This is a genomic window from Gemmatimonas sp. (assembly GCF_046594945.1).
In the GTDB taxonomy this organism is placed as follows: Bacteria; Gemmatimonadota; Gemmatimonadetes; order Gemmatimonadales; family Gemmatimonadaceae; genus Gemmatimonas.
The window spans coordinates 16115-40506 of record NZ_JBKJRB010000018.1; the positions used below are offsets into that span (position 1 = coordinate 16115).

General features: G+C 64.2%; 23 protein-coding genes. 3 read left to right on the plus strand and 20 right to left on the minus strand.

All coding sequences use genetic code 11. The annotated features are described in order from the left end of the window. Together ACLL97_RS02450 and ACLL97_RS02455 are read right to left on the minus strand one after the other, a co-directional pair. A complete protein-coding gene (locus tag ACLL97_RS02450; protein ID WP_411278886.1) occupies positions 1–1146 on the minus strand; it encodes a putative sulfate/molybdate transporter in 1146 nt (381 codons plus the stop codon). A gap of 9 nt (positions 1147–1155) precedes the next feature. Further along, on the minus strand, positions 1156–3099 hold the full coding sequence (locus tag ACLL97_RS02455; RefSeq protein ID WP_411278887.1) for a hypothetical protein: 1944 nt from the start codon (positions 3097–3099) through the stop codon (positions 1156–1158). Between the two features lie 136 nt (positions 3100–3235). On the opposite strand from ACLL97_RS02455, the gene ACLL97_RS02460 reads away from it, so the two are divergent. Continuing rightward, positions 3236–4741, plus strand: coding sequence for an NAD(P)/FAD-dependent oxidoreductase (locus ACLL97_RS02460; RefSeq protein ID WP_411278888.1), 1506 nt, complete (start codon positions 3236–3238; stop codon positions 4739–4741). A 16-nt stretch (positions 4742–4757) separates the two neighbouring features. On the opposite strand, the gene ACLL97_RS02465 is transcribed toward ACLL97_RS02460, so the two are convergent. Continuing rightward, complete coding sequence (locus tag ACLL97_RS02465; RefSeq protein ID WP_411278906.1) at positions 4758–5882, minus strand: glycosyltransferase family 2 protein; 1125 nt, start codon at positions 5880–5882, stop codon at positions 4758–4760. A gap of 53 nt (positions 5883–5935) precedes the next feature. After that, positions 5936–7552 carry a hypothetical protein gene (locus tag ACLL97_RS02470; RefSeq protein WP_411278889.1) on the minus strand — a complete coding sequence of 539 codons (1617 nt, stop codon included), beginning with the start codon at positions 7550–7552 and terminating at the stop codon, positions 5936–5938. Here ACLL97_RS02470 and ACLL97_RS02475 point away from each other — a divergent pair. Together ACLL97_RS02475 and ACLL97_RS02480 are read left to right on the plus strand one after the other, a co-directional pair. Next, positions 7540–8514, plus strand: coding sequence for an ABC transporter ATP-binding protein (locus ACLL97_RS02475; protein ID WP_411278890.1), 975 nt, complete (start codon positions 7540–7542; stop codon positions 8512–8514). The genes ACLL97_RS02470 and ACLL97_RS02475 overlap by 13 nt on opposite strands. After that, complete coding sequence (locus tag ACLL97_RS02480) at positions 8507–9793, plus strand: ABC transporter permease (RefSeq protein WP_411278907.1); 1287 nt, start codon at positions 8507–8509, stop codon at positions 9791–9793. Before ACLL97_RS02475 ends, ACLL97_RS02480 begins: the two co-directional genes overlap by 8 nt. Here ACLL97_RS02480 and ACLL97_RS02485 read toward each other — a convergent pair. The 16 genes from ACLL97_RS02485 to ACLL97_RS02560 form a co-directional block, all read right to left on the minus strand. After that, entirely contained in the window at positions 9765–11306 is a 1542-nt protein-coding gene (locus ACLL97_RS02485) for a hypothetical protein (RefSeq protein WP_411278891.1), read from the minus strand. The genes ACLL97_RS02480 and ACLL97_RS02485 overlap by 29 nt on opposite strands. An 8-nt stretch (positions 11307–11314) precedes the next feature. Further along, the gene (locus ACLL97_RS02490) at positions 11315–12637 is read right to left on the minus strand and encodes a pilus assembly protein TadG-related protein (protein WP_411278892.1); all 1323 of its coding nucleotides are present in this window, start codon (positions 12635–12637) and stop codon (positions 11315–11317) included. Between the two features lie 55 nt (positions 12638–12692). After that, entirely contained in the window at positions 12693–13622 is a 930-nt protein-coding gene (locus ACLL97_RS02495; RefSeq protein ID WP_411278893.1) for a type II secretion system F family protein, read from the minus strand. Next, positions 13622–14584, minus strand: a complete 963-nt coding sequence (locus tag ACLL97_RS02500; RefSeq protein WP_411278894.1) for a type II secretion system F family protein — start codon at positions 14582–14584, stop codon at positions 13622–13624. The genes ACLL97_RS02495 and ACLL97_RS02500 overlap by 1 nt, the downstream gene beginning before the upstream one ends. Next, on the minus strand, positions 14581–15918 hold the full coding sequence (locus ACLL97_RS02505) for a CpaF family protein (protein ID WP_411278908.1): 1338 nt from the start codon (positions 15916–15918) through the stop codon (positions 14581–14583). The genes ACLL97_RS02500 and ACLL97_RS02505 overlap by 4 nt, the downstream gene beginning before the upstream one ends. A 152-nt stretch (positions 15919–16070) precedes the next feature. Further along, positions 16071–17270, minus strand: a complete 1200-nt coding sequence (locus ACLL97_RS02510; protein WP_411278895.1) for a CpaE family protein — start codon at positions 17268–17270, stop codon at positions 16071–16073. Positions 17271–17301: 31 nt separating this feature from the next. After that, positions 17302–18492: a type II and III secretion system protein family protein gene (locus ACLL97_RS02515; protein WP_411278896.1), complete on the minus strand. Its 1191-nt coding sequence runs from the start codon at positions 18490–18492 to the stop codon at positions 17302–17304. Positions 18493–18549: 57 nt separating this feature from the next. Next, positions 18550–19512 (minus strand): Flp pilus assembly protein CpaB, encoded by a 963-nt coding sequence (cpaB, locus tag ACLL97_RS02520; protein WP_411278897.1) that lies wholly within the window; start codon positions 19510–19512, stop codon positions 18550–18552. A gap of 51 nt (positions 19513–19563) precedes the next feature. Further along, positions 19564–20019, minus strand: a complete 456-nt coding sequence (locus ACLL97_RS02525; protein WP_411278898.1) for a TadE/TadG family type IV pilus assembly protein — start codon at positions 20017–20019, stop codon at positions 19564–19566. Continuing rightward, positions 20016–20561: a prepilin peptidase gene (locus ACLL97_RS02530; RefSeq protein ID WP_411278899.1), complete on the minus strand. Its 546-nt coding sequence runs from the start codon at positions 20559–20561 to the stop codon at positions 20016–20018. The genes ACLL97_RS02525 and ACLL97_RS02530 overlap by 4 nt, the downstream gene beginning before the upstream one ends. Before the next feature lie 27 nt (positions 20562–20588). After that, positions 20589–20924 (minus strand): hypothetical protein, encoded by a 336-nt coding sequence (locus ACLL97_RS02535; RefSeq protein ID WP_411278900.1) that lies wholly within the window; start codon positions 20922–20924, stop codon positions 20589–20591. A 5-nt stretch (positions 20925–20929) separates the two neighbouring features. Continuing rightward, positions 20930–21115, minus strand: a complete 186-nt coding sequence (locus ACLL97_RS02540) for a Flp family type IVb pilin (RefSeq protein ID WP_411278901.1) — start codon at positions 21113–21115, stop codon at positions 20930–20932. Between the two features lie 86 nt (positions 21116–21201). After that, positions 21202–21390, minus strand: a complete 189-nt coding sequence (locus tag ACLL97_RS02545; RefSeq protein ID WP_411278902.1) for a Flp family type IVb pilin — start codon at positions 21388–21390, stop codon at positions 21202–21204. 393 nt (positions 21391–21783) lie between these two features. Continuing rightward, positions 21784–23481, minus strand: a complete 1698-nt coding sequence (locus ACLL97_RS02550; protein ID WP_411278903.1) for a serine/threonine-protein kinase — start codon at positions 23479–23481, stop codon at positions 21784–21786. Beyond that, positions 23481–23900 carry a BrxA/BrxB family bacilliredoxin gene (locus tag ACLL97_RS02555; protein ID WP_411278909.1) on the minus strand — a complete coding sequence of 140 codons (420 nt, stop codon included), beginning with the start codon at positions 23898–23900 and terminating at the stop codon, positions 23481–23483. The genes ACLL97_RS02550 and ACLL97_RS02555 overlap by 1 nt, the downstream gene beginning before the upstream one ends. Positions 23901–23914: 14 nt before the next feature. Beyond that, the gene (locus ACLL97_RS02560) at positions 23915–24304 is read right to left on the minus strand and encodes a co-chaperone GroES (RefSeq protein ID WP_411278904.1); all 390 of its coding nucleotides are present in this window, start codon (positions 24302–24304) and stop codon (positions 23915–23917) included. Positions 24305–24392 lie beyond the last annotated feature (88 nt).

Here is a 24392-nt window from a genome sequence, read left to right on the forward strand (position 1 = left end):
TCAGTTTGAAACGACCCGGCCCGGCCAGCGTCGGAGGGCAATGCTCAGAAATGTACCGCCAGCGAGCGCGACTGCGTAACCATATGGTGCGAACGCGGCGGCCAGTCCAACGCCCACGGCGAACACCAACCAACCCGGCGTCTCGCGCAGATCGCGCACCAGCAGCAGCACGGTGATCGCCTCGACCAACAGCAACGTGCCCAGGATAGGGCCGGGGAAGAGGCGTTGAAAGGCGGCTGGCTCGCCCACGAGTAGCAGTCCGGCGAGCACGAGGAACGTGCCGTAGATAACGCCACTGGCACCGGTGCGGGCCCCGAAGGCGTAGTGCCCGGCGATCCCACCGGAGCCATGGCAGACCGGAATCCCGCCTAGCGGCGCGGCGACGAGGTTCATGAGCGCGTAGGTGGTGCCGATGCGGCGCACGGTGAGCGGCTCACGATCCGGAAAGAGATCGGCGACCACTTGCTTGGTGGCGAGCACGGAATTGCCGAGCGAGAGGGCGAGTTGCGGGAGCGCCAGCAGCAGCGAGGCCTGAACGAACTCGCTGGGTGTGGGCCACCGAGCGGGGAGCGTCGGAAGCCGGAAGCCAAGCGGCAGTGGCGCGCCGGTGGGCCACGTGAGGGCAGCGACGACCAGCCCAAGCGCGAGCACTACCAGCGCGGCGGGGACGCGATGACTTTCGCGCAGCCAGAGGATGATCACGAGCGACACCGCCGCCAACAACCATCCGCGGTTCCCGTTGGCCGGAATGAAGCGGGTGAGGGCGAGCATGGCGAGCTGGATGCCGAGTCCGACCTGAATGCCGCGCACGACGGGTTTGGGAACCGTGCGCGCGATCCACTCGAGGGCGCCGGAGCGGGCGAGGACGAGCATGACGACGCCCACCACAAGCCCACCGGCGGCGAGGAGCGGCGGGGCGAGCTTGCCGGCGATGGCGATGGCCGCCATGGCCTTGAGCGGCTGGACCGGCATGGGGAGCCGGTAGGCGAGCCCGGAGGCAATCTGGAGCGCGCCAAAGACGACGAAGGCCGTGGTGGCGTCCATGCCGGTGGCGACGACAATGCCGACGAGCAGCGGGAGGTCGGTCCCGAGATCGCCGAAGGCGCCGGAGAACTCGGCGCGGGTGAAGCGGAGGGGGTGGGGCATTGCTTTCTTCTAACGAGCCGATTTACGGATCAGGGTTTCCGCGCCACCGTTCTGGGCACCGATTTGCTGCTTCGTTATTCGGGCGCAATCCACCCGACTCACTGAGTCGACTCGCGCCCATCTACCACCGAATTTTCGCGGCGCAATGAAATGAGGAACAGAGAGGCGACGTACTTCGGCTGGAAATCCCTGAAAGCTCTGCGAAGGCACTACGATTGATCCCGGTCGGTCTATAGCGAAGCACAGTGTGCGAAGAGTAGTAATGTCGACGTGGGGGATCCAAGCGTCCGCAGCACTGTCGGCTCCAGTTGGTGCGCGCATTTGCGCCGAGTCGAGCAGATCCCAACGCGCCCGCCAAAGGAATGCCAAGTCTCGACTGAACACAACGCTTATGCCCTGCGGAACGCTACCCCAGGCGGGTGCGCTTTCGATGGCCCATGGCTCAAGGTCCCCGCCGCTCCACGCGATCGGCTGGCGTCCATTCGGATGGTGCTCTAGCAATGCTTGGTCGAGTGAGTGTTCAACAAATCTTTGGTATGGTTGGCGGGAGTCGAACAGCAATACGGCTGCCGCGAGGGACGCCGCCGACACTACTGTCACTGCGCTCAATGACCAACGGTCCGCTGTGGTTCGCATCGCGCCTATCGCCCAAACGATCACAGCCAGCGCCGGCACTCCGGAGAGCACGGCGGTCTGCCAGACGAGCATCGTGTTCGGCTCCGGCGAGGACAACACGAGCGAGCCGACGACCCCACATTCAATCGCCGTCACACTTACGGCAACGGCAATTGATATGGCTACGATCACCAACTCACCGCGTTTGGGAAGCGTCAGCGAGGGAGCGAAACGATGCGCTTGACCTAAGAACACGGCAAGGCCAGCAAGAACCCACGCTGCCGAGCCGACCCTCACAGCAAACCACGCCGCTAGCAACAAGGATACTGCGGCGATCCGCCTGGCATCTCGCAGGTCAAGATCGCTCTTTTGCCGTGCAGAAAAGGTATCGTACGTAAGCTTTGCGAGAAGCATGCTCGCGACTATCGCGAGCAGCCACAGTCCGCGCCATGCCTGTCCCTGCGTAATCAAAACACTCGAAACGAGATCGGCGCCGATCAACGAGAGCAATGCCCCGCCCAACGACATAATTAGCACGCCGCCGACTACGGCTTTGGCTTCGAGCGTCAACGTACTCCACGCCAGTGCGATCGTCGCGAGGTGAAGTAGAATCCTGGCGAAATCAAGCGAGTGCCAGTGACGCAAGAATACCAGTGAATACTTTTCATTCAGTATCCGCAACCACTCGATGTCAAAGCGCGCGGATAGGATACCTGCTGGTGAACCCAATAGAGGTATCGCGCACAGTACAATCGAACCGCAGATGCCAATGGCGATGAGGATTTGACGCATACGCCGAGATTGAACAGCGATCCAAATCGCGACGCCCATAGCTGGTAGCGTCATGAGCGGATGGACCAACAAGCCCACCAATAACGCGAATACCGCTGGTAGGCGCCGCCGCTCACTCATCCACGCGAGTGAGATCAGGGACATTGCTTCCGCAAAGGCTCGTGGCGTGGCGAAAGGCTCGGCGAAGCGAAGTACCGTTGTGCCGCCGTAGTAAGACGGTACCGCAAGTGATAGAGCACACGCCGCCAGAAAGTGCTTAGTCGACGACAGCGGTCCAAACACTTGCCGAGCGAACACGAGGAAAGCCGCAAGCCAGAGCGAGAGTCCGACGAAAGCTGATGCCATTGCTGCGCGAGAGGGCCCGATCCAGAGCACGAGCGCTTTCAACACCCTCGGATAGATCGAAAAGACCGACTGCCCATCATGAAGAAACAGGATATCCTGTCCAATGCCGCTCGGATCGATGGACGCCATGGCGTAGCCTACATACAGGCGCGCATCATGAACGATTCCGATATACGGACGCAGGAGCAGAAACGAGGCCACGAGAATCGCGTACGCCGCAACGCGCCGCATGACGCGGCCGAGGTGTGTCTCAGGGACAGGCGAGTGCGTCGTCAACATAAGGTCGATACATTAATGCTAAGACATACAGCAAGCACGCTATTATTCGCCCCGCCCCATGCCGCCTTCTACAATTGTTATCGGTGCCGGTCCCGCTGGTCTGTCGGCGGCCTACCACCTCAGCAAGCTTGGATTCCCGGTCACTGTGCTGGAAAGTGACCCGCAATACGTGGGCGGCATTTCGCGGACCGTGCATTTCAAGGGCTTCCACTTCGACATTGGCGGGCACCGCTTCTTCTCGAAATCGGAACGCATCGAAGCGCTGTGGCGGGAGATGCTCCCCAACGACTTCCTCGAGCGTCCCCGTTCCAGCCGGATTTTGTACAACGGGCATTTCTTCGCCTATCCGCTGAAGCCCATGCGGGCCCTTTTCGACCTAGGCGTCTGGGAGTCGATCCGCTGCGTGCTGTCGTACGCCTACGCCCGTCTGCGGCCCATTCGCAACCCGCGCAGCTTCGAGCAGTGGGTGACCAACGAGTTCGGCTCGCGTCTCTACCGGATCTTCTTCAAGACGTACACGGAGAAAGTATGGGGGATGAGCTGCACTGATATTTCTGCCGACTGGGCCGCGCAGCGCATCAAAGGCGTGTCCCTGTTCTCCGCGGTGGTGTCGGCGCTCAAACCCGCCGGCTTCGGCAAGGGAAACGGCGGAACCATCAAGAGTCTGATCAGCACCTTCCGCTACCCGCGCCTCGGCCCGGGTATGTTGTGGGACGCTTGCGCACGCGCCGTGCGCGACCAGGGCGGCGCGGTCACGCTGGGCCGTACCGTGGTTGACCTACGCTACGAGGAAGCCACTCGCCAGTGGACAGTCGGTCACACCAGTGCCGGCGGCGATCGGCAAGAGCTCTCGGCCGACCATGTGATCTCGTCGGCCCCACTGCGCGAGATCGCCCAATCACTATCGCCGGCCCCGTCTACGGCGGTGACAACGGCCGCGAAGCAGCTTGGCTATCGTGACTTTCTCACCGTGGCGCTGGTGCTGACAGAGCGCCAGCGGTTCGCCGACAATTGGATTTACGTGCACGACTCGAGCGTGAAGGTGGGCCGCATTCAGAACTTCAAGTCGTGGTCGCCCGAGATGGTGCCCGACCCGTCGCTCACCTGCTATGGACTCGAGTACTTCTGTTTCGAAGGCGACGGACTGTGGACGTCGACCGATGCGGCCTTGATCGAACGTGCGTCGGAGGAGCTGGTGAAACTCGGCCTGGCCGATCGGGCCGACGTGCTCGAGGGCTGCGTGGTGCGGCAGCGGAAGGCGTATCCGGTGTACGACGACGCCTACGCGACGCATGTGCAGACGATTCGTGACGAACTCGCCCAGCGATACCCCAACTTGCATCTCGTGGGTCGCAACGGGATGCACAAGTACAACAATCAGGATCACGCCATGATGACGGCGCTACTGACGGCTGAGAACATTGTGGCTGGGCGTGCACTGCATGACGCGTGGAGTGTGAATGAAGACGCCGAGTACCACGAGGAAGTCGGTGGCAACACTGCGTCGGAACAGGGTGCGTCCGGACTGCGGGCGGTACCGACTCGTGTGAGCAGCACGACGTAGCGCCGACGGCGACGTACTATCGGCGTCCGAGCGTGAGCAGGCTGACCAGAAAACTCCCGAGCGCAATCAACGTACCGCTCACCAGCGCCGTCACGGCCGGGATGACCACGCGCAGCGTGACCTGGTAGTCGAGCTCCCCGAAGTTCTTGGCTTTCCACGAGAACACCGCTTCGACCGCAAGCCACAGCCCAACGCTGAACACCGCGCCTCCGACAATCAACCCTCTTTCGAGGGTAAGGAGCCGCTGCAGACCAGACACCCGAGCCGATACAGGCAGCAGGCCAACGGACGTGGTGAACGTGCGGGCGAACCACCAGAAGTACATCGACAGCAGTCCCAGCTGAATTCCCGCCGACGCGAAGAGCAGCGTGTGTACATCGAGCCCAAATCCGCGGAACACCACGGGCCCGGGCAACAACCACGCGAACACCGCCGCCGACACCAACAACAGCGCCGCCCCCGGATAGAGAAACAGAAACCGCGGGCTGTACAACAGCAAGAACCGAAGGTGCCGCCAGCCGTCGCGCCACGTGCGCAAGTGCGGCGGGCGACTCCGCCCATCGCGTGACAGCGTGGTCGGTACTTCCGTCACGCGCAGGTCACCCAGTGAGGCTTTCACCACCATTTCGCTGGCGTACTCCATACCCGTGGTACGTAGATCGAGCGAGAGAATCGCTTCGCGACCGAAGCCGCGCAGTCCGCAGTGAAAGTCTCGCGCCGGACTGTCGAAGAACAGGCGACCGATGGTGGTGAGCACCGGGTTGCCGAGGTAGCGATGCAGAAACGGCATGGCCCCCGGTGCAATGCCTCCACGGAATCGATTGCCCATCACCAGATCGTGTCCGTCGCGCAAGGCCTCGACGAACGCCTCGAGTCGCGAAAAATCATAGCTGTCGTCGGCGTCGCCCATGATCACGAAACGTCCATGCGCGCCGCTGATTCCAGCCTGCAACGCAGCCCCGTAGCCGCGCACCGGCACATGGACCACGCGCGCGCCTTCCTGCGTCGCGATCGCCGGCGAGCCATCAGTACTTCCATTGTCGGCGACCACGACCTCACCGACCACACCGCGGTCGTGCAAAAACGACCGCGCCTTCCGGATGCAAACGGCCAGCGTCTCCGCCTCATTCAAGCACGGCATCACCACTGAGAGCTCGATCTCCGACTGCTCGATGTCTGACACGGCTCTATCGTTCACGATTTGTCCGTTGCCATTGAAAGCGACAGAGCGGCCGGCCTCGCTTCGCAGGGACGCCCGGGAGGATGACGCTCCAGCCACGCCCGTCGTACCCATAATCGCATGCGCGTGGCGCCCGCGACGCTATCGGTCGGTACCGCACGCCACATGGGATCGGCATCGAGTGCCACCGCGGAGGCATGCCGGGCGGGGAGAAGCGCAATATCGCCGTGCTTCCACGGAGGACTCAGCACCGCACCGTATCGGAGCTGCTGACCCGCCTCAGGCTTCGCCACCGAGTCCGGGAAAATGGCGCGTCCATCCATCGACCACGACACGCCGGGCACACGCCACACGAGATAACTCCCGTCGTCGAACACCGTGGTGCCGCGCGGCAGGCTATCCACGTGAACACTATCCGCGTTCACGCCGTCCGTCGCACACGTCAACCAGCGCACCGCCGGCGCCAACGCGATCGCCTCCGGGTGCGGTAGTCCCTCGGTGTCCGCGAGCAACTCCCGCGCCTTCAGCGCGTGCGCGATCGGCGCGAGGACCGCCACCACCCACGCGCCCACGACCGCGCGCTTCGTCGCCATCAGCGTAGGCAACGGAACGCGGGCCAAGGCCATCGCCACCACCGGCATCGCCAGCAGCCACCAGAGCAACAATCCGCGTATCGCCAGTCCGAAGAGCCCGAGCCCCGCCAGCCAGGCGAGCCCCAACCACCATCGCTCCCGTTGCGACAACTGCGCGTAAAACGGCAGCAGCGGCAACACCATCAGTCCGCCCGCCACCAGCTTGGTGCCCACGGCCGCCGTGAGCAAAAAGCCGAACCCCGGTTCGAGCTCCATGATCGGCGACGCCGCTCCCAACAGCGCATTCGGGCCGAGATTGAGTCGTAAAATATCGACCAGATGCCACGCATACGGCGTGCAGAGCCAGCCCACCACCGTCGCCCCCACAAACGCGGCCACCGCACGCGCGCTCACAGGAGCGGCCGCGAGAAGCACCACCACCGGCACGATCGTGAGCGGAAACAACAGGTGGGAATTCACCGCCAGCACCGCGGCCGCAAACGTGAGGATCCCGCCCCCGAGCACCGAACCATTCGCCGGCGCCGCGTCTCGCATCCGTATGGCCGCCGCCCACGCCATCGGCACCGCGATCGCCAGCACCAGCTGCGGACGGGTGGCCGGTTGTACCAGGAGCCACAGTATCACGTGCACCGACAGCATCAGTCTCGTGGCCCATAATGACCACCGCGCCGCGCGCGCCAGATCCCACACGGCCACTACGGCGCCCGCGACGGCCACCGCGTGCACTACCGAGACCCCGCGTAGCCCCAACCGGCGTTGCGCCCCCTCATAGGCCACCTCGGGCAGCCACGAGTAGGCGAAAAAGGGCGCGCCCGCTCGCGTCCAGGCAAATGGCTCCGTCAACGGCAGGCGCCCGTGATCGAGAATCCAGGCGCCGGTGCGCAGGTGCATCGGCAGGTCAGCGTCGTCGAGCGGCATCAGCAGCGCCGCCACCACTGCCACCAGAACACAGAGCGCGACGTCCCAGCCAACACCATTTTTATGGCTGAGCTCGGCAATGTCCGCGCCGGTATTAGTTTGTTCGGGTGACTTATTCATCTGTTGCCATTCGCGTGGACCACGTTCGAAAGGCCTACGCCAATCACGTCGCCGTGCGTGACGTGTCGCTGACGGTGCCTACGGGTACGGTGTACGGATTACTTGGCCCCAACGGGGCCGGGAAGACGACGACTATCCGGATGATTCTCAACCTCATGGTGCCCGACACGGGACACATCGAGGTACTTGGGCGGCCCGCCGGCGACCCCGCCGTCTCCGATCGCGTCGGATACCTGCCGGAAGAGCGTGGCCTCTACCGCAAGATGGAGGTCCGTCGCGTTCTGCGCTTCCTTGGACGGCTGAAAGGGCTGCCCACCAAGGAAGCCGACAAGCGGATTGACCTCTGGCTCGATCGCATGGGCCTTCGCACCGCCACGCAGGATTGGGGCAATGCCAAGGTGGAAGACCTCTCTCGCGGCATGCAACAGAAGGTGCAGTTCGTGGGCACCATGCTGCACAATCCCGAACTCGTCATTCTCGACGAGCCCTTCAGCGGTCTCGATCCGGTCAATGCCCAAGTCCTCAAGGACACGGTACTCGATCTGCGGCGCGAAGGCCGCACCGTGATATTCAGCACGCACCTCATGGACAACGCCGAACGCATGTGCGACGCCGTGGCCATCATCGCGCGCGGTGAAGTCGTAGCCGACGGTGCGCTGAGTGCCTTGAAGAAACAATACGGCGGTCCGGGACGAGTCAGCATCGAGTTCGCCGGCGACGGACGCGATCGCGCCCGCCCGGTGCTCGAAAACACAGCACTGGTGATCGGCATGGACGATCAGGGACAACGGGTCGAGATCGACCTCGCAGCGGGCGTGACGACGCAGCAGTTGCTCGGCCAGTTGGTGGCCCACGAGGTCGAGATCGTGAAATTCGATCGCTCCGAAGCGTCGTTGCATCGGATCTTCCTTGAACGCGTGGGCGCGACGGGCGTCGAGGCGGGGCTCAGTGGCAATGGGTAAGCTCTACGCCGTCATCGGACGCGAATTCAGCGAGCGCGTGCGCTCACGCTGGTTCCTGCTCACCACGCTCTTCGGTCCATTCCTGTTCGCCGCCCTCACCTTGGGGCCGCCTTGGCTCGCGTATCGTTCAGCGCGGTCGGTCGACCTGTCCACCATCGTGATCGTAGACGCCACCGGGAAACAGGCTGGTGCTGGCATCGCGACGGAACTCGCCGGTGGTCTCATGGGCACCGCACCGACACCCAAGGTGATCACGACGAGCGCGGCCGAGGCCACGCACACCGTCGACTCTCTACGCATCGACATCGCGGCCGACCGATTGCCCGGCGTCGCCTATCTCGACGCCACCTCGATCGAGTCGGGCGCCGTGTCGGTGCTCCTATCGAGCAGCGCACCGATTTCGACCTCGGAGCGACTGCAAAACGCCATCGAACGCGAGTTGCTACGACAGCGCGTCGCGGCGGCCGGTCTCGACGCCGAGTCGGCGCTGAGGCTGGCACAGGTGCGAGTGGCGCTCAAGGTGGAGCGCGTGATGCGCGATGGCCGTACGGGATCGGCGCAGGTCAATCTGATCTTCGGCGCCGGCGTGGCCGTGCTGCTGTACATCGTGATCGTGCTGTACGGACAGATCGTGCTGCGCAGCGTGACTGAAGAGAAACAGTCGCGCGTCTCGGAACTGGTGCTGGCCAGCGTCTCACCGCGCATCCTGCTGTCGGGTAAGGTGCTCGGTATCGGTGGCGTCGCCCTCGTGCAACTCGGGTTCTGGACCGCGTCGATGGTCGCACTCATGGCGAACCGCGGGCGTATCCTGTCCGCACTCGGCGTGGCGTCGTCCAGCATGACACTGCCGTCGGTGTCAGTAACGGACATGATTCCCCTGTTCGCGTACTTCCTGCTGGGATACGTGTTGTATGCCGCGCTTTTCGCCGCCGTGGGCAGCATTGTCAGCTCCGAACAGGAAGCGCAGCAGGCGCAGACACCAGTGCTGATGTTGTTGGTGGGGAGTGTCGCGCTGTTGCAGCCGGCCCTCGCCGACCCCGACGGTCCGATCGCCCGCACGCTGTCGCTGGTGCCGTTCTCCTCGCCGATCATCATGCCATTGCGACTCGGGTTGGTGGCCGTACCGGCCTCGGAACTCGTGGTCTCGATCGGCCTGCTGTCGCTGCTTGCCATCGGCGCGATGGTCGCGGCTGGCCGTCTCTATCGCACCGCGTTGCTCATGTACGGCAAGCGCCCGTCCATCCGTGAGATTATCCGCTGGATCCGTCTCGACGGATAGCCGCGATCCCGCCGACGCAGTTGGAAGGCAGTCGCAGGTAGCGCAACAACGGTTCATTGGACAAGCCAATCCGACGCGGGTCTCGGCAGGAGATGCGAAGAATCGCTTGCTGGGCGGCCGCGGGCGTGGTGAGACTATTGGCCACCGCGGCCCGGAGCACCAGGTCGAGCCAGCCGGCGGAGTCGAGACTGGAGGGCGTCATGAGCGGCTTCACCCGCGTGCGCGCCCGAACGGTGTCACGTACCGCCACATCGATCAACGCTCCGGTGAGTTCGCCCCAGTCGGCACGTCCCAGACGCGACGCCACTTCGGCGTCACCCCATCCCTCGCGCAACTCGCCGAGGGTGCTGCGTACGATCGCGCGCCACACGTAGGCCGGCGCATGGGTGGCGTCGAGCGAGATCGCGCGATTGAGCACGCGGCATGCCACGACGCGATCGCCCACGCGTCGCTCGAGATCGGCACGCACCATCAACGCGTCGATACTTCGCTCCGTGGCCGAGGCCGACGCTCGCACAATGTTTAGTGCGTCTTCATCATGACCGAGGGCGCGCGCCACACGGGCATCCAGTTCCACCGTGGCCGGATCGTCGGGCGCCAAGGTGCGGAGCGACGCCACGATCGGTTGCGCCAACGCAGGCGTGCCCTTGTGCAGATACAGTCTCCCCATGAGCGCCAGCGCCGGCGGGTCGTACGGCTCCTTGAGCAGCACGGCGCCGATGGACCAGAGTCCTGTTTGCACGAGCAGTGCACGCGCGCGGTCGCCATGCTCGACCCAGTCCAGCTGGCGCACACTCAGTTCGGCCAGCCGATAGCGGGCCGCGATGAAGGACCGATCGAGCTCGATGGCACGCTGCAGGGCACGGGCGGCGCTCTGCAACCGGGCACGATCGAACGCCTCGGCTTCGGCCAGTCCACGCAGGAACGACAGGATGGCGCTGGGCGAGCGTGAATGGAGTCGATCGCGCGCTGCGGGTCTGCTGGCGGTCCGCCCGAGGGCGCGCGTCATGACTGACGTCATCGCATTGACGAGACTGTCCACGGCGCCCACCGGCTCACTCGCCGTACCGCTCGACGTTTGCTTGCCCGAGCGTGCATCGACTAACCGCCAGTCTATGACGGACCGATCATCGCGTCGCTGCACGGTGCCGACCAACACGTAACGCACGCCCAGAACGCGACCCTCGGCCACCGCGCTCGCGGCGCTGGCACTGCCCGATCCACCACTGAAACCGCGCGATCGCACATCGAGCGAGAGCGTCTGACGAATACGCTCGGCCACCAATGTGCCGAGGGCGCGCGCGAGGAACGCATCGTCGGTGTCGGACGCGAGACCGGCCGCGAAACGGATCAACACTCGCGAATCGGCAACCGCACTATCGGGCTGCACCGTGACGACGCGTTCGCCGCACTGCGAGGCCGGTGTGGGATCGAGTCCCTGCGCACGAGCGCTCGACGCACAGAGTGCGACGAACGCGAGGGCAGCGGCGCCCGGCGCGAGGGAGTAGCGCATAAGTGAGATCAGCGAACGAGTATGAGACGTTGCGCCAGCGACGGGGCGTTACCGAGCACGACACCGTTTCCGAGTCCCGGGTACGTCGTGACCGGATACCCGACGATCGTACCCTCATCGTACGGCGTACTCACGCCTCGTGACGTGAAGAATCCATTGTTCGTGCCGTCGAGCCACTCGCACCGCTCGCCACCACCACCACTACCGTTGCCGCCGTTACCCTTGCCGTTACCGCCGCCAGCTCCACCGCCAGCGCTGCGGTAAACGCACATAATGCGGAAGCCTCCGATGGTACGCACCGGTACGTTCGATCCCGCGATCGCTCCGACCCACGCGACCGTGACGGTGACCCCGGGCGTCTGCCCCGTGAAGAGTGTCGTACCTTTTGGCCAGCAGTCCGCGCGGTTGCTGGGGAGTCCGGCGGTTTCGCACAGACCGGGAAGTTTGTTTGCAGGGCCATCACCCTGCACGCCGTTGACCGTCTTCTTCTGCACCGAGCCAGTACCCTGGCCTGGGAACACGCCGGACGCCTCGGACTGGTCGATCTCGATGATCGAGTTGAAGCACTTGCTCTTCGGCGCCGCAATCTGATCGGCGTACTCGTTGATGCTCGACGCAAGTGCGTAGAACGCGGAGTCGGTGCCGATCTGCTTGGGAATCTGCTTAGTGCTGCCATTTTCGAGGTGCGACGGCGGCCAGAAAATCATCGTGAGCGACTGTGGACCATTGGTCGATTTCAGTACCGAGTCGAGATCGGCGTAGATAGTGGGCGTGACAGCGTAATTGACGCTGCCCCCGCTCGGATACAAATGTTCGTTGAGCGAGATCAACGGAAACCCCCACGGTGTGGGACACGCTACGCGGGTGATATTCGCGACCCACGCAATTGACTTGCGCTGCGGCGTAGGACTCACCTCGCTCAGCAGTTTTCCGAACAAGAGGCCCGTGTTGCGCGACGCCGATACTTGCACGGCGTTGGCGTTCGTCCACGCATTGAGAATCGTGGCCTTAGGGCTTCCGGCGGGATTCCAGAATACTGGTGTTACGTCGGCGCCAGCGAGCGTCACCGGTTGATTCAATGCCTGATTCGACGTGGCAAATGACGTGGTAACGGAGGCGGGGCTTTGCGCCGGGTCGTACTGTAGTTGCAGCGCGCCGCGCAGCGCCGCCGCATCAGCACCCGTCTGCAATTCGTTCGTGCCCACGTACAACCGGCTCAAGTCGATCACGAAGGCCGCCATCGCCACGAGCGCCACCGCAAACACGGCCACGAACACGAGCGTCGCGCCGCGACGCGGCCGACCCATACCCACTCGCTGCTTCCGACGCATAGCCCGCCTCCTCGCGGAAAGTCACGACGCACATACGGCCCCATTGGATGCCGGTCTACTTACTCAAATTACCGAGCTGGCTCACGACGGTGAGGGCCGCCGGTCCCACGATCACGGCCAGCAGCGCGGGCAACAGAAACAGCGCCAGCGGAAAGATCATCTTGAGAGCGGCCTCGGCTGCCTTCTTCTCAGCCTTCTGTCGGCGGCGCACCCGTAGCGACTCCGCATTCACGCGCAGCACCCGCGCGATCGACGTACCCAGCCGCTCCGTCTGCACCATGCTCGACACCAGCGTGCGCAGCTCATCCACGCCGGTTCGCGCCGCCAGCGTCTGCAAAGCACGCTCGCGCGGCATACCGGCATTCACCCGCCGCACGACCTGGGCGAACTCCAGCGCCAGCTCAGGACGGACGTTGGCGAGATCACGAGCCACGCGAATGATCGCGGCATCAAGCGATACACCGGCTTCAACGCATACCACCAACAAATCGAGTGCATCAGGCACGGCGCGACGAATCCGGTCCTGACGGTTTTGCGCGAGTCGATCCACTACAGCCTGCGGTCCAGCCACCCCAGCCACGATGCCCATCACGATCGACATCGTGAGCCACCACGAATTATCGCGCGGCGCAGCGACGAAGGCGAGCACAGGAATCAACAGCGCGGACGCAATGCGAATAGCCGAGAAAATCACGGGTGCCGCCGTGCCATCGAATCCGGCATGCACCAGCTTGCTGGAGCTGGCCTCGTCGGAGATGAGCCCTTCGGGCATCCGTTCACGGAGCCACGCCGCCAGTCGCGACGACGCCTTGGCGTCTTCGTTCAGCAACAACCGCTCAGCCAGCCGAGCCGGATCGGTTTCCGGCGATACACGCTGCATCGTGTCGCGGCGCTCGCGTTCCGCGATCGCGACGTAGACGATCGTGCACACCGCCACGAGGATCGTGCCGACGAGAAAGAGCAGCGACAGCGGAAGCTCAGCCATTACATGTCCACGTTGGCGATCCGTTCCATGATCAGATATCCGATGATCACGGACACGAACGCGTACACGATCAGCGCCTTGCCGAGGGTATCAGTGAACAACGGCTGCATGTACTCCCGGTTGATCGTGTAGATGATACCGAACATCACGAAGGGCATCGCCGCCAGCACACGGGCCGACATCTTGGGTTCGGCGGTGAGCGTTTCCAGATTGCCCTGGAACTTGAGCCGCTCACGAATGAGGTTCGAAATATTCGACAGCAGCTCCACGAGATTCCCGCCCGTTTCGCGCTGCAGAATAAGCGACGTGACGAACAGGCGCGCTTCCTCGGTGCCGATGCGCTCCTGCATGGCCAGCAGCGCCGTGCGCACGTCGACGCCCAGTCGCTGTTCGTCATAGAAGCGCAGAAACTCCCCGCGCAGCGGCGCCGGCGACTCGCGCCCGACGAACTCCATCGCCGCCTGCAACGAGTACCCGGCCCGCAGCGCATTCGTCATCAGATCGAGCGCATCGGGAAAGGCGATTTCGAACTGCTTCATCCGCTTGCGCTGTCGCCGACGCAGCAGCAGCCACGGGACGAACGCAAAAAAGAATGCCCCGACAAAGTTCACAACGCCACCCACCAGGAACTGCACGACGGTGAGTCCGACCATGGCGGAGAGCAACGTGAAGAGCACGAACTCGCCGGGCTTCTGCCGCGACCCAGCGTGGGCCAGCTGCTTCTCCAGCTTCACCGTGATGTTTCGGCCCGACATCAGCTCGTTGAGCGTCTTGAAATCGGAGACGCGCTCGTCGCGAAGAATCGAAATGGGGACGTCGCTACGCAATACGCCGCCGACTTCGCCCACGCGCACGCGCGCCGCATCGGCCGCCGACAACCGCCGACGGTTGGCGAACACGAAGCCGCCGACCACCAGCAACATGGCTCCGAGAAACACCAGCGTCAGAACGAGCGCAGTCATGCCGACCCTCCGCCCTCGCCGAGCAGTCCGAGCGCGCCAGGCCCGGCGTGACTGACGGAGCCGAAGGCAAACGTTTCCGCAGGCAAGTCGATGCCGCGGGCCATGATCGCTTCCATGAACAACGGGCGCACACCGGTCGCCTCAAAATTGCCGAGGACGGTACCATCATCGGCCACGCCACGCCGACGATAGCGGAATATTTCCTGGGTCGTGATCACGTCGCCTTCCATCGAGGTCACTTCCGTGATGCTCGTGATGCGACGCGTCCCGTCGGACATGCGCGACACCTGCACGATCACGTGCAGGGCGGATGCCATCTGCTCGCGAATGGCGCGCGTCGGCAGCGCCGTGCCGGCGAACAGCACCATCGTTTCAAGGCGCGCAAGCGCGTCGCGCGGCGTGTTGGCGTGCACCGTGGTGAGCGACCCTTCGTGGCCGGTGTTCATGGCCTGCAGCATGTCGAGCGCCTCACCGGAGCGCACTTCGCCGATGATAATGCGATCGGGACGCATACGCAGCGCATTTTTCACGAGATCGCGAGCGCTCACTTCACCGCGGCCTTCGGTGTTCGGCGGCCGTGTCTCGAGACGGACCACATGCGCCTGCTGCAGTCGTAATTCGGCCGCGTCTTCGATGGTGACCAGACGCTCCGAGCCGGGAATGAAGCTGGACAGCGCATTCAAAATCGTGGTCTTGCCGGCGCCGGTACCACCCGACACCAACACGTTCAGACGGGCCACCACACACGCCGCGAGCAAACGCAGCATGGGCGGTGACATGGCGCCCAGTTCCACCAGACGACGCGGACCAATCGACGCACCAAAGCGTCGAATCGAAAGCACGGGGCCATCGATCGCGAGTGGCGGAATGATCGCATTGACACGTGAGCCGTCGGCAAGACGCGCATCGACCATCGGCGACGACTCGTCCACACGACGACCAACCTTGCTCACGATGCGGTCGATGATTGTGAGCAGGTGCGCATTGTCGCGGAACGTGATGCCGGTTTTTTCGAGGCGGCCGCGGCGCTCCACGTACACCGACTTCGGGCCGTTCACCAGAATGTCGGACACCGTCGGATCGCGCGTGAGCGGCTCGATTGGACCGAGTCCGGTGACCTCCCAGACGATCTGTTCGACGACTTCATCGCGCTCGGCCGCCGACAGCGGTGCCTGCTCGATGCGCAAGAATTCGAGTACCGCCGCGCGAATCTGCTGCGCGAGCGCTGCTTCGTCGCGAATTTTTTCGAGGGCGGCCAAATCGAGCCGGTCGATGAGCTTCTGGTGCAGGTCGCGCTTGAGCAGGTCGACCGGCGACAGCACGCCGTTGTCCATTTCCTTCTTTGCTTCGGGCTGCGGCAGCCCTTGCAACGGATCGATCACCGTCTCGATCGGCGCCACGCCATTGGCCTCGGCGTTGCCGGCCGGGCCTGCGCCGGAGGCTGGTTTTTTGCCGAGGAGTCGATCGCGTAACGAGCGTTCCACGGTCACTTCCTCAATTTTCCGAGTAGTCGCCCGAACCCGGCGCGGGCGATCGGCAATACCTCGCTGCTGCCCGACACGAATCCCTTCTGTCCCATCAAACGCACGGCCAGCAAATGGTACGCTTCGATCAGGGCCTGCGCGCCGGGACCGGCCGCGTTGGCGGTGATCGGCACGCCACGCGTCTGCGCATCGGCCACCACCTGGTACGCGTTCGGCAAGCGGAAATCGACCGGCCGTCCGAGGGCCTTGACCACATCGGGCCACGACATGACGTCGCCGGCGCCCACGCGATTCGCCACCAGCACCACCTTCTCCGACGGGAAGTCGAGTTGGCCGAACAGCGCGAGGGCGCGCTTCACTTTGCGCAGTCCGGCAACGGTAACCTGAAAGACCATCACAATGCGATCGGCCCCGTCGAGCGCCGCGATCGTTCGTGGTGAGACGGTGTGTTCGACATCCATCACGGTATACGTGTACGTGGAGCGCATCAGCGTCATGATGCGCTGTACCGCGTCCGCCGTGACCTCTTCACCAAGTTCGAGATCGCTGGTGCCCGCCAACACATCCATGCCGTCGGCCACGTTCTCGACGATCGACTGCAGCGACTCGTGATCGGCGCGATCGAGCTTGCGCACGAGTTCACCGAGATCGTAGGTGGGCGCGAGATTGAGCTGCGTGGCAACGTCGCCGAGGCCGACCACGAGGTCGGCGACCGCCACGCGTCCGGCCGGCTTTCGCAGGGCGAGCGCGTGGGCCAGGTTCACTGCCACGGTGGTCACGCCGGCGCCGCCAGCAGGACTGTACACCGCCGTCACGTGTCCGCCCTTGGGCGCGCGTTGCCAGCGCGACTCGAGACGCGCCAGCGCCGCTGCCAGTTCCGCGGAATCGGCGGGCACGACGAGAAATTCGGAAAGGCCACGGCGAAAGCCCGCAAGAATCAGGTCACTGCTCGCGGTCGGCGCGGTGCCGATCGCCGCGATCGACGGGCGATCGCGCAACAGCGTCTCGACCTCGTCGAGCGCCGCACTGCTTGACGTGAGCAGCGGCAGGACGATCAGATCGGCGCTGACATCCTGCGTCGTGGTGACTAGCGCTTCGACGCTTTCCACCTCGATCGGCTTACCAAAGCCGGCCCCCGTAAAAACGGGGACCAGCGATGTCAGGGGACCGAGCGAGTCACGAACGATGACCGCACGACGCATCAGGACAACCGGGAGAACAAGGAACCCGGCATCACTGCGGCGGGAGACGCTTCTTAAGCGCCTCGAGGGCCGGCGTGAGGCTGTCCGGCGTCAGTTTGATCGTGCGCGGGCCGCGCACGGCATTCGGATTCAGCAGCGTGGGCGTGACCACCACCAACAGCTCCGACTCGGAATTCTGCCAGCGATTGCTGGAGAACAGCGCGCCGAGAATGGGGAGATTCATGAGGCCCGGAATTCCGGTACGCACCGACTCCCGCTCTTCGTTGAACAGGCCCGAAATCACGAGGCTTTCGCCGGGGCGAACATCGAGCGTGGTCTCCACGCGGCGCACCCGGATGGCCGGAATACGGAAACCCGAGAGCAGGAGAGCGTTGCCGAAGTCGAGACTGGACACTTCCGGCGTGACCTTGAGTTTCACGAGCGAATCCGACATGACTTCGGCGCGGAACTTGAGCTGCACCCCGTACGGGCGGTACTGGATCGTGATGAGGGTCTGCCCCCCTGGCTGCGGCTGCGCGATCGGTATCGGTAACTCACCACCGGCCAAGAAGCTGGCTTCTTCGCGATTGCCCGCGATAAGCGTGGGCTCGGCCAACGAGCGCGCACGACCAGCCTGCTGCTGCGCGTCGAGAAATGCTGTGATGTCGGTGGTGCCGAAGTTGAGGAGCGCGCCGACAAAGCGCGTGGATGACGATCCGGCGATGCCGTCGCCCGCCGCCGTGGGCGCCAGCACGCCGCTGCCGGCGACGGTGCTCCCGTTCTTCCCGTCGTAGCGGCCGGAGATACCGAGCTCGTACAGCGCATCACGCCGAACTTCGGCGAACTTCACACCGAGGGCTATCTGCCGGGAGTCGGTAGCCTGGAACACCGACACGCGTAGATGGCGTCGGCCGAGGGCCGGTCCGGAAAGCAACACGTCGGTTTCACCGACCGCCTTGGCGTTCAGCACGACGCTACGCTCGTTGAGCACCACCACGTCGGCGATGGCCGGATTGGCGAGCGTGACCTGCGTTACGGCGGCGGGCAGGTCGAGCGGCAGAGAGCGACCCACCGACATCGTGATTGTCTCGATCGGCGTCACCGCGGGCACTGCTTGCGCGGCCAGGGGCGTGTGAGCAACCGGTGACGTGACCGAACCGACCACGAGCACCACGACAGCGATGGCTTGCCGGGCGATCGACGTGTGGGCCGTATGCCTGGACGCTGTGTTCAAAGCACGCATAAAGTCTCCAGAAATGCGAAATCGAAATGACGGGGCAATAGACAGGTCGCGCGTCACTCAGCGAAACGGCGACGGCGGGATGGAATCGCGCTTACGCTGTTCCGCGCGACGGAGCGAATCGCGGCGCGCGCTGTCTCGCGCCTGTTCGAACTTGATCGACGACAGTTGGTCGCCGCGATATACGCGCACCACCACCGAGTCGGTCTTTTCCGGGATCGGCACCGTGGCGACCGGCGCCGGTCGCGTGGGTGCGCGGAAGCTCCGCGCTGGCACGGGCGCCGGTGCCGGCGCTGGCGGTGGACCGTTATCGACCTGCGTGAGGAGGTCGCCGCGCTTGGCCCCGGTGGTCTGCACCGAGTCGGGATCGCCGTAGCCGCGCAACACGAGCTGGATCGCGCCTTCCCGAACCGCCAGCGCGAGACGCTCGGCTTCGGACGGCGTGACTTCGAGCGTGGCGGTGGGCGCGTTGATTGGACGACCATCTTCGCCCCGCGCGACCTGCGAACCGACCGACAGGATGCGCATGTTGCTCATGAAAAGCTTGGAGACCTGCGCACCCTGTGCGGTCCCGTCACGCGTGGTGAGCATGACATCGACGCGCGAGTTGGGCTGCACCATACCGGCGATACCGGCCACGTCGTCGATGCGCACCGACATGGCGCGCTTGCCGGGGAGAATCTTCACTTCGATGCCGCCGGCGGTGCCGTCGGGGGCGAGCCGTCCCGGCACGATCGCTTCGCCCTTGAAGATCGGGATGCGCGAGACGCGTCCGACCACCGAGTCGGGCGACGTGTACGAGCCGGCCGGTACGGCAGCGACCGGCAACTGAACGACGGCCAGCGTCGCGAGGCTCAGGGCAGTGCCTTCTGGGACGTCGGCCGAGGCAATGACGACGTTTTGGGTGGCCACGCGGCTGCTGGCGCGCATTCCGTCAATGACGCGATACACCCCGAGCGTTGCCAAACCAGCAACGAGCAGGGCGACATACAGCACGAAGCGATAGCGACGGTCACCGAACATAGGTGGTCACGACAAGAGGTATACGACAGACGGTGCCCCGCAGGACACCACTCACGGGGCACGTTCCCACCGATAGACGGCGCTTGCGTTCAATTGGATACTTCGATTGCCACCCAGCAGCGTGAAGAGCGGAGTGACCGGCGTGAAGGGGTAGTTTTGAATCCGTACCGTAATCGTCTCAATGCTATTGGTACCGCACGCGTTTGCGGGCAGCGGCGAAACCGCAATCTGAGCATCGGTCGGTGCCGTATCGCCCACTGACGAGAAATAGCTCTTTACGCGTGCCTTGATCGCTGTGGTGCTGGCCGCATCGCATGGGAACTCGAGAACCGCTGCGTTGCGCGCACCTTCACGCACCGCCGCCACGAGGTTGTTGCGTTGAAAAAACGCCCGCGCGAAGTCCACGATCCCGAACAGCATGAGCAGCAATACCGGAACCACCACCGCGAATTCCACGAGAGGTCCCGCGGCGCGCTCCCGTACAAACCGACGAAGAGCATGCATCATGGGTGAGCCGTCCGGAGAGCAGAACCAACGGTGATCCACCAGGCCGTGGCGACACCGGCCGCGATGGCGAGGGCGTATGGTACACGATCACGCGCTTCATATGGGCGCAACTTCATAATCCACGGCGCGCGAACGGCCGTTGCCATGGTGTGGAGCGCGCTGACGGCGCCGTGCGACCGCAGTAGCCAGAAGGCTCCAAGCAGACCACCAAAAATGCCGGTCGCGAGCGACGCGACCAACGTGCCTTGCCACCCCAGCCACGCCGCGCTGGCCGTCATCAATTTCACATCGCCGGCGCCCATCAGTCGCAACGCGAACATCGGGAACCAGATCAGCAGCGCTACGCCCACGCCCGACAGCACCTGTCGCGCACCGTCGGCAACACCAAGCGTGAACACCGAAACGACAACCCCCGCCACCAATACGCCAAGATTCAACGCGTTGGAGACGCGGCGCGCACGGAGATCACTGACGACGGCGCCCGCCAGCAACGTCCCCAACAGCGCGAAGGACAACAGGACGACTGAGGTCGGTGATATCATGATGCAACGTTCATTTTTGGAACGACCCTACGGCTTACTATTGCTGCCGTTGTTTCCGGAATTGGCGTTGCCGTTGTTGCCCCGACTGCCGCCGTTTCCGCCGGTTCCAGTGCCGGTTCCAGTGCCCGTTCCTTGGCCGCCACCGCCGGCGCCACCCGACGCTCCGGCATCCGCACTGACCTGGGAGAAACTGTTCGTAGTCCGCGCAAACAGGTTCGACACGGCCCCCGAGAACTGCGACAGCACAACAAGGAGCGCCACCGCTACCACGCCGAGCAGCAAGGCATACTCGGCCAACGACGCAGCGTCGTCTTCCCGCGCGAAAGTGTGCGCGTTCAGGCGACGGAGAGACCGACGTCGCACGAGGATCAGGACCCTGCGGAGTTGAGCGTGTTCGTCGTCTTGCTGAAGATGTTCGCGATCGAATCCTTGAACTGGGTGACGACGGTGATCAACGCGACCGTGATTACACCCAACAGCAGCGCGTACTCAGCCAACGAGGCGCCTTCGTCTTCGCGAAGGAACCGGCGGGCGATGTTCGTGACCTTCCGCATGGTCAAATCCTAGTGAGGGTGAAGGCGCAAAGGGCTCGGCACCGTGAAGACCGCCGGGACAAGACCACGCCGGTCCGCCCCACGGCTCAGGAGCCGGCGGAATTCAGCGTGTTCGTGGTCTTCTGGAAAATATTGGAGATCGAGTTGCGGAACGACGTGATCACGGTGATCAGGGCCACGGTGATGACGCCGAGCAGCAGCGCGTACTCGGCCAGTGAGGCGCCTTCTTCTTCACGGACAAAGCGGCGCAGGTTGTTCTTGACGGTCGACATCATTTCCACTCCGGGTTGGGAAATGGGCAATAATCTGACGATCCTGCCCTTTCGAGGTATATGGCAGCGATTCGCCGCACAGCCCACTGGTGAGCAATCGCCGCGCCAGCAGTGTGACGGACTCGTCACCGCGTTGGAGACTGAAATGGTCGCGTAAAAAGAACGGCAAACCCTAGCATAATGTGAACGCGAGTACATGTAAAGCGATTCTCAACAACATATTGCCGCATTAAGAAGCCTTCATTTTGTATTACTCAGTAGTACAAGGCTTCGACGCGTCATGACGTTCGCCTTCGCCAGGCTCGGAAATACGTTGCACGCAAGCCGCGTTTTCGCGGTGCGAACGCAACAGGGACGATTGCCCTACAAACATGAGGCACCCGTGCGTCAGACGCCTTACACCGACCCGCGGCTCTCCCTCACCCGCGCAATCACCCGCCGAACCAGCTGCTCGAGCTCGTCTTGTCGGCTGCTCGCGGTTCGCTTGAAGAAAAACCTCGCCGCGCTGAACGCCGCCAGCAGCGTGCCCGCGGCCGCCGCCACGGCGAGCGCCGGCCCGACCGCAGCGACCTGGGCGAGAATTCCCGCCATCATCGCGCCGCCGCCAACCCCAAGCCCTGCCCCCAATCCGCCGAACAGTCCGCCGGCCAGCTGCGTCATATCCTCAAACGCTCGCACTGTCGTCCGTCCGTTGCGCGAGGCGAGATGCACTTGAATGAAACGCGGCATTCCGCCCTGCCGATTGGTCGGCATGCCGGTCGTAACCGTGAGGGTGCGCCCCACCGCGCTCACGGTCACCATCTCGCCCAGCGCGAGGCGGATTTCGTCGGCAACTTCCTCGAAGCCGTCGCCGTGCAATTCGCCGTCGAACGACGCCGAGAGCTCGAGCTTTGTGCGCGCCCCAAGAAAGACGTTCGGACGTCGCGTCATCGTGTCGCCGCGCTGCACCGGCACCTGCACCGGCCCGATACCAGCAGCCGCCCGTTCGACAAGCGCACGCTCGACGTACTTCGCATCGATACCGGCGTCCACCGCCGCTTCTCTCACCACGGCGGATGTGTACCCCCGTGTCTCACTCGCCGGACTGGGCTCGAAGTGCGCCGGCGGCACCATCGCCCCGGTGTTGGCCTGTAACTCGGCCGCGCGCGCCCACACCTGCTGGGCGTCGGCGCTCGACAGCGGCGAAGGAAATGCCAGCGGAACGACCGGCGCGCGGGCCAGCGTACGACTGTCAACGCCACCCTCCACGGCACTCGACATGAATGCCAGCGCCGTGAGCAGATCGCGCGCCGACGACAACCGCTGGTCGGGCGACTTGGCGAGCAGCGTGGCCACCAGATCGTCGAAAGGCGACGGGACGTCCGGCACGAGGTCCCGCAATCGCGGGGCCGGAGCGATGACATGGGCCACCAGCACCGCCGACGCGCTGGGACGCTCAAACGGAAACCGACCGCTGACCGCGAAGAACATCAGCACGCCGATCGCGTAGAGGTCACTGCGCCCATCCAACGGCTCACCCGACACCTGCTCAGGGCTCATGTACTGCACGGTTCCCAGTACGGTCCCAGTGGCCGTGAGCGGCTGCGCTTCGGTGACGCGTGCGATGCCGAAGTCGGTCACCATGACGCGACCATGCGCATCGAGCAGAATGTTCTCCGCTTTTACATCGCGATGCACGACCCCCTGTTCGTGGGCGTAGCCCAGCGCGGAAGCAAGCTGCCGAATGATGGGCACGATCGCGGCGGCCGGCATCGGTCCATCACGAGCGAGCCGGTCGGCGAGCGACTCACCCTCGACGTAGCCCATCGCGAAATACACGACGGCGTCGCGCTCGGCGGCGGAGAAGACGGGTACGATATTGGGGTGCGAGAGCGCCGCCGCGGTGCGTGCCTCGCGCAGGAAGCGCGCCCGCACCTGAGGATCGTACGACAGGTGCGGCGGCAACGTCTTGATCGCGACGGCGCGATGCAACTGCTCATCGCGCGCGAGATACACCACGCCCATCCCACCGCGTCCGATCTCGCGTTCGATGGCGAACTGTCCGACAACGGCACGCGCCAACGCGGCGGCGGTGCCGTCGTTCGGATCGCGCATTACGCCGCGCAGTACTGATCGAACGCACCGGCGAGGTCGGTCGCGATTTCCTGCGCGCTGCGTCCTTCGATCTGGTAGCGCTCCAGCATGAACACGACGTCGCCGTCCTTGAACAGCGCGATCGACGGGGAGCTGGGCGCGTAGCCCGTGAAGTACGACCGCGCGCGGTCGGTGGCTTCACGATCCTGCCCGGCGAATACGGTCGTGGACACGTTCGGCGTCGTGCCGTTGGCCAGCGCCATGGCAATGGCGGGACGCGCGTTGCGCGCCGCACAGCCACACACGGAATTCACCACCACGAGCGCCGTGCCTTTGTGTTCCTGCAGGAGCGCGTCCACGGCGTCGGCCGTGCGCAGTTCCTGCACGCCGAGGCGCGTGAGTTCTTCGCGCATGGGCTGGAGCATGTACTCAGGATACATCATGGGTCGATCTCCTAGTATTCCGGAATGTCTTCACGCGGTTCGCGCACGAGGGCGAGAATCGCCGCCTGCGGCACCACGAGATATTGCTCGTTTTCGAACGTGATTTCGACAGCGGCTTTCCTGAAGAAGAGCGCGTAGTCACCGATTTGCGCCTGCATGGGCACGAAACGCGCTTCCCGACCGGAGCCGCCGGAGATCCGCCACGGCTCTTCGCCCTGGTCGGTGAGCTCCGGCAGCGCGAGACCGGGGCCGGTGGAGACGATCTCTCCCCCCTGCACGGCCTGGTTGTCGATGGCCGTGGGCGGCAGATACAGCCCGACTTTGGATCGCTGGTCGCCATCCTCGGCTTTCACGAGAACGCGGTCGCCGACGACGATCAAACGCTTGTGCTTGCGATTCATCTACTCCTTTACACGCTTAGGGGTTCTTACTGGAATCTAGTCTGTTGCTGGGGGCTGGGGGCTGGGGGCTGGGGGCTGGGGGTGATTG

Excerpts from the sequence above, each read along its gene's own strand:
- ACLL97_RS02560 (WP_411278904.1), bottom strand. The coding sequence starts at position 24,304 with ATGAATCGCAAGCACAAGCGTTTGATCGTCGTCGGCGACCGCGTTCTC.
- ACLL97_RS02480 (WP_411278907.1), top strand. The coding sequence starts at position 8,507 with ATGGGTAAGCTCTACGCCGTCATCGGACGCGAATTCAGCGAGCGCGTG.
- ACLL97_RS02450 (WP_411278886.1), bottom strand. The coding sequence starts at position 1,146 with ATGCCCCACCCCCTCCGCTTCACCCGCGCCGAGTTCTCCGGCGCCTTC.
- ACLL97_RS02465 (WP_411278906.1), bottom strand. The coding sequence starts at position 5,882 with ATGCCGTGCTTGAATGAGGCGGAGACGCTGGCCGTTTGCATCCGGAAG.
- ACLL97_RS02490 (WP_411278892.1), bottom strand. The coding sequence starts at position 12,637 with ATGCGTCGGAAGCAGCGAGTGGGTATGGGTCGGCCGCGTCGCGGCGCG.
- ACLL97_RS02485 (WP_411278891.1), bottom strand. The coding sequence starts at position 11,306 with ATGCGCTACTCCCTCGCGCCGGGCGCCGCTGCCCTCGCGTTCGTCGCA.
- ACLL97_RS02545 (WP_411278902.1), bottom strand. The coding sequence starts at position 21,390 with ATGATGTCGACCGTCAAGAACAACCTGCGCCGCTTTGTCCGTGAAGAA.
- ACLL97_RS02460 (WP_411278888.1), top strand. The coding sequence starts at position 3,236 with ATGCCGCCTTCTACAATTGTTATCGGTGCCGGTCCCGCTGGTCTGTCG.
- cpaB (WP_411278897.1), bottom strand. The coding sequence starts at position 19,512 with ATGTTCGGTGACCGTCGCTATCGCTTCGTGCTGTATGTCGCCCTGCTC.
- ACLL97_RS02495 (WP_411278893.1), bottom strand. The coding sequence starts at position 13,622 with ATGGCTGAGCTTCCGCTGTCGCTGCTCTTTCTCGTCGGCACGATCCTC.
- ACLL97_RS02505 (WP_411278908.1), bottom strand. The coding sequence starts at position 15,918 with ATGGACAACGGCGTGCTGTCGCCGGTCGACCTGCTCAAGCGCGACCTG.
- ACLL97_RS02550 (WP_411278903.1), bottom strand. The coding sequence starts at position 23,481 with ATGCGCGATCCGAACGACGGCACCGCCGCCGCGTTGGCGCGTGCCGTT.
- ACLL97_RS02515 (WP_411278896.1), bottom strand. The coding sequence starts at position 18,492 with ATGCGTGCTTTGAACACAGCGTCCAGGCATACGGCCCACACGTCGATC.
- ACLL97_RS02470 (WP_411278889.1), bottom strand. The coding sequence starts at position 7,552 with ATGAATAAGTCACCCGAACAAACTAATACCGGCGCGGACATTGCCGAG.
- ACLL97_RS02525 (WP_411278898.1), bottom strand. The coding sequence starts at position 20,019 with ATGATGCATGCTCTTCGTCGGTTTGTACGGGAGCGCGCCGCGGGACCT.
- ACLL97_RS02500 (WP_411278894.1), bottom strand. The coding sequence starts at position 14,584 with ATGACTGCGCTCGTTCTGACGCTGGTGTTTCTCGGAGCCATGTTGCTG.
- ACLL97_RS02510 (WP_411278895.1), bottom strand. The coding sequence starts at position 17,270 with ATGCGTCGTGCGGTCATCGTTCGTGACTCGCTCGGTCCCCTGACATCG.
- ACLL97_RS02530 (WP_411278899.1), bottom strand. The coding sequence starts at position 20,561 with ATGATATCACCGACCTCAGTCGTCCTGTTGTCCTTCGCGCTGTTGGGG.
- ACLL97_RS02540 (WP_411278901.1), bottom strand. The coding sequence starts at position 21,115 with ATGCGGAAGGTCACGAACATCGCCCGCCGGTTCCTTCGCGAAGACGAA.
- ACLL97_RS02555 (WP_411278909.1), bottom strand. The coding sequence starts at position 23,900 with ATGTATCCTGAGTACATGCTCCAGCCCATGCGCGAAGAACTCACGCGC.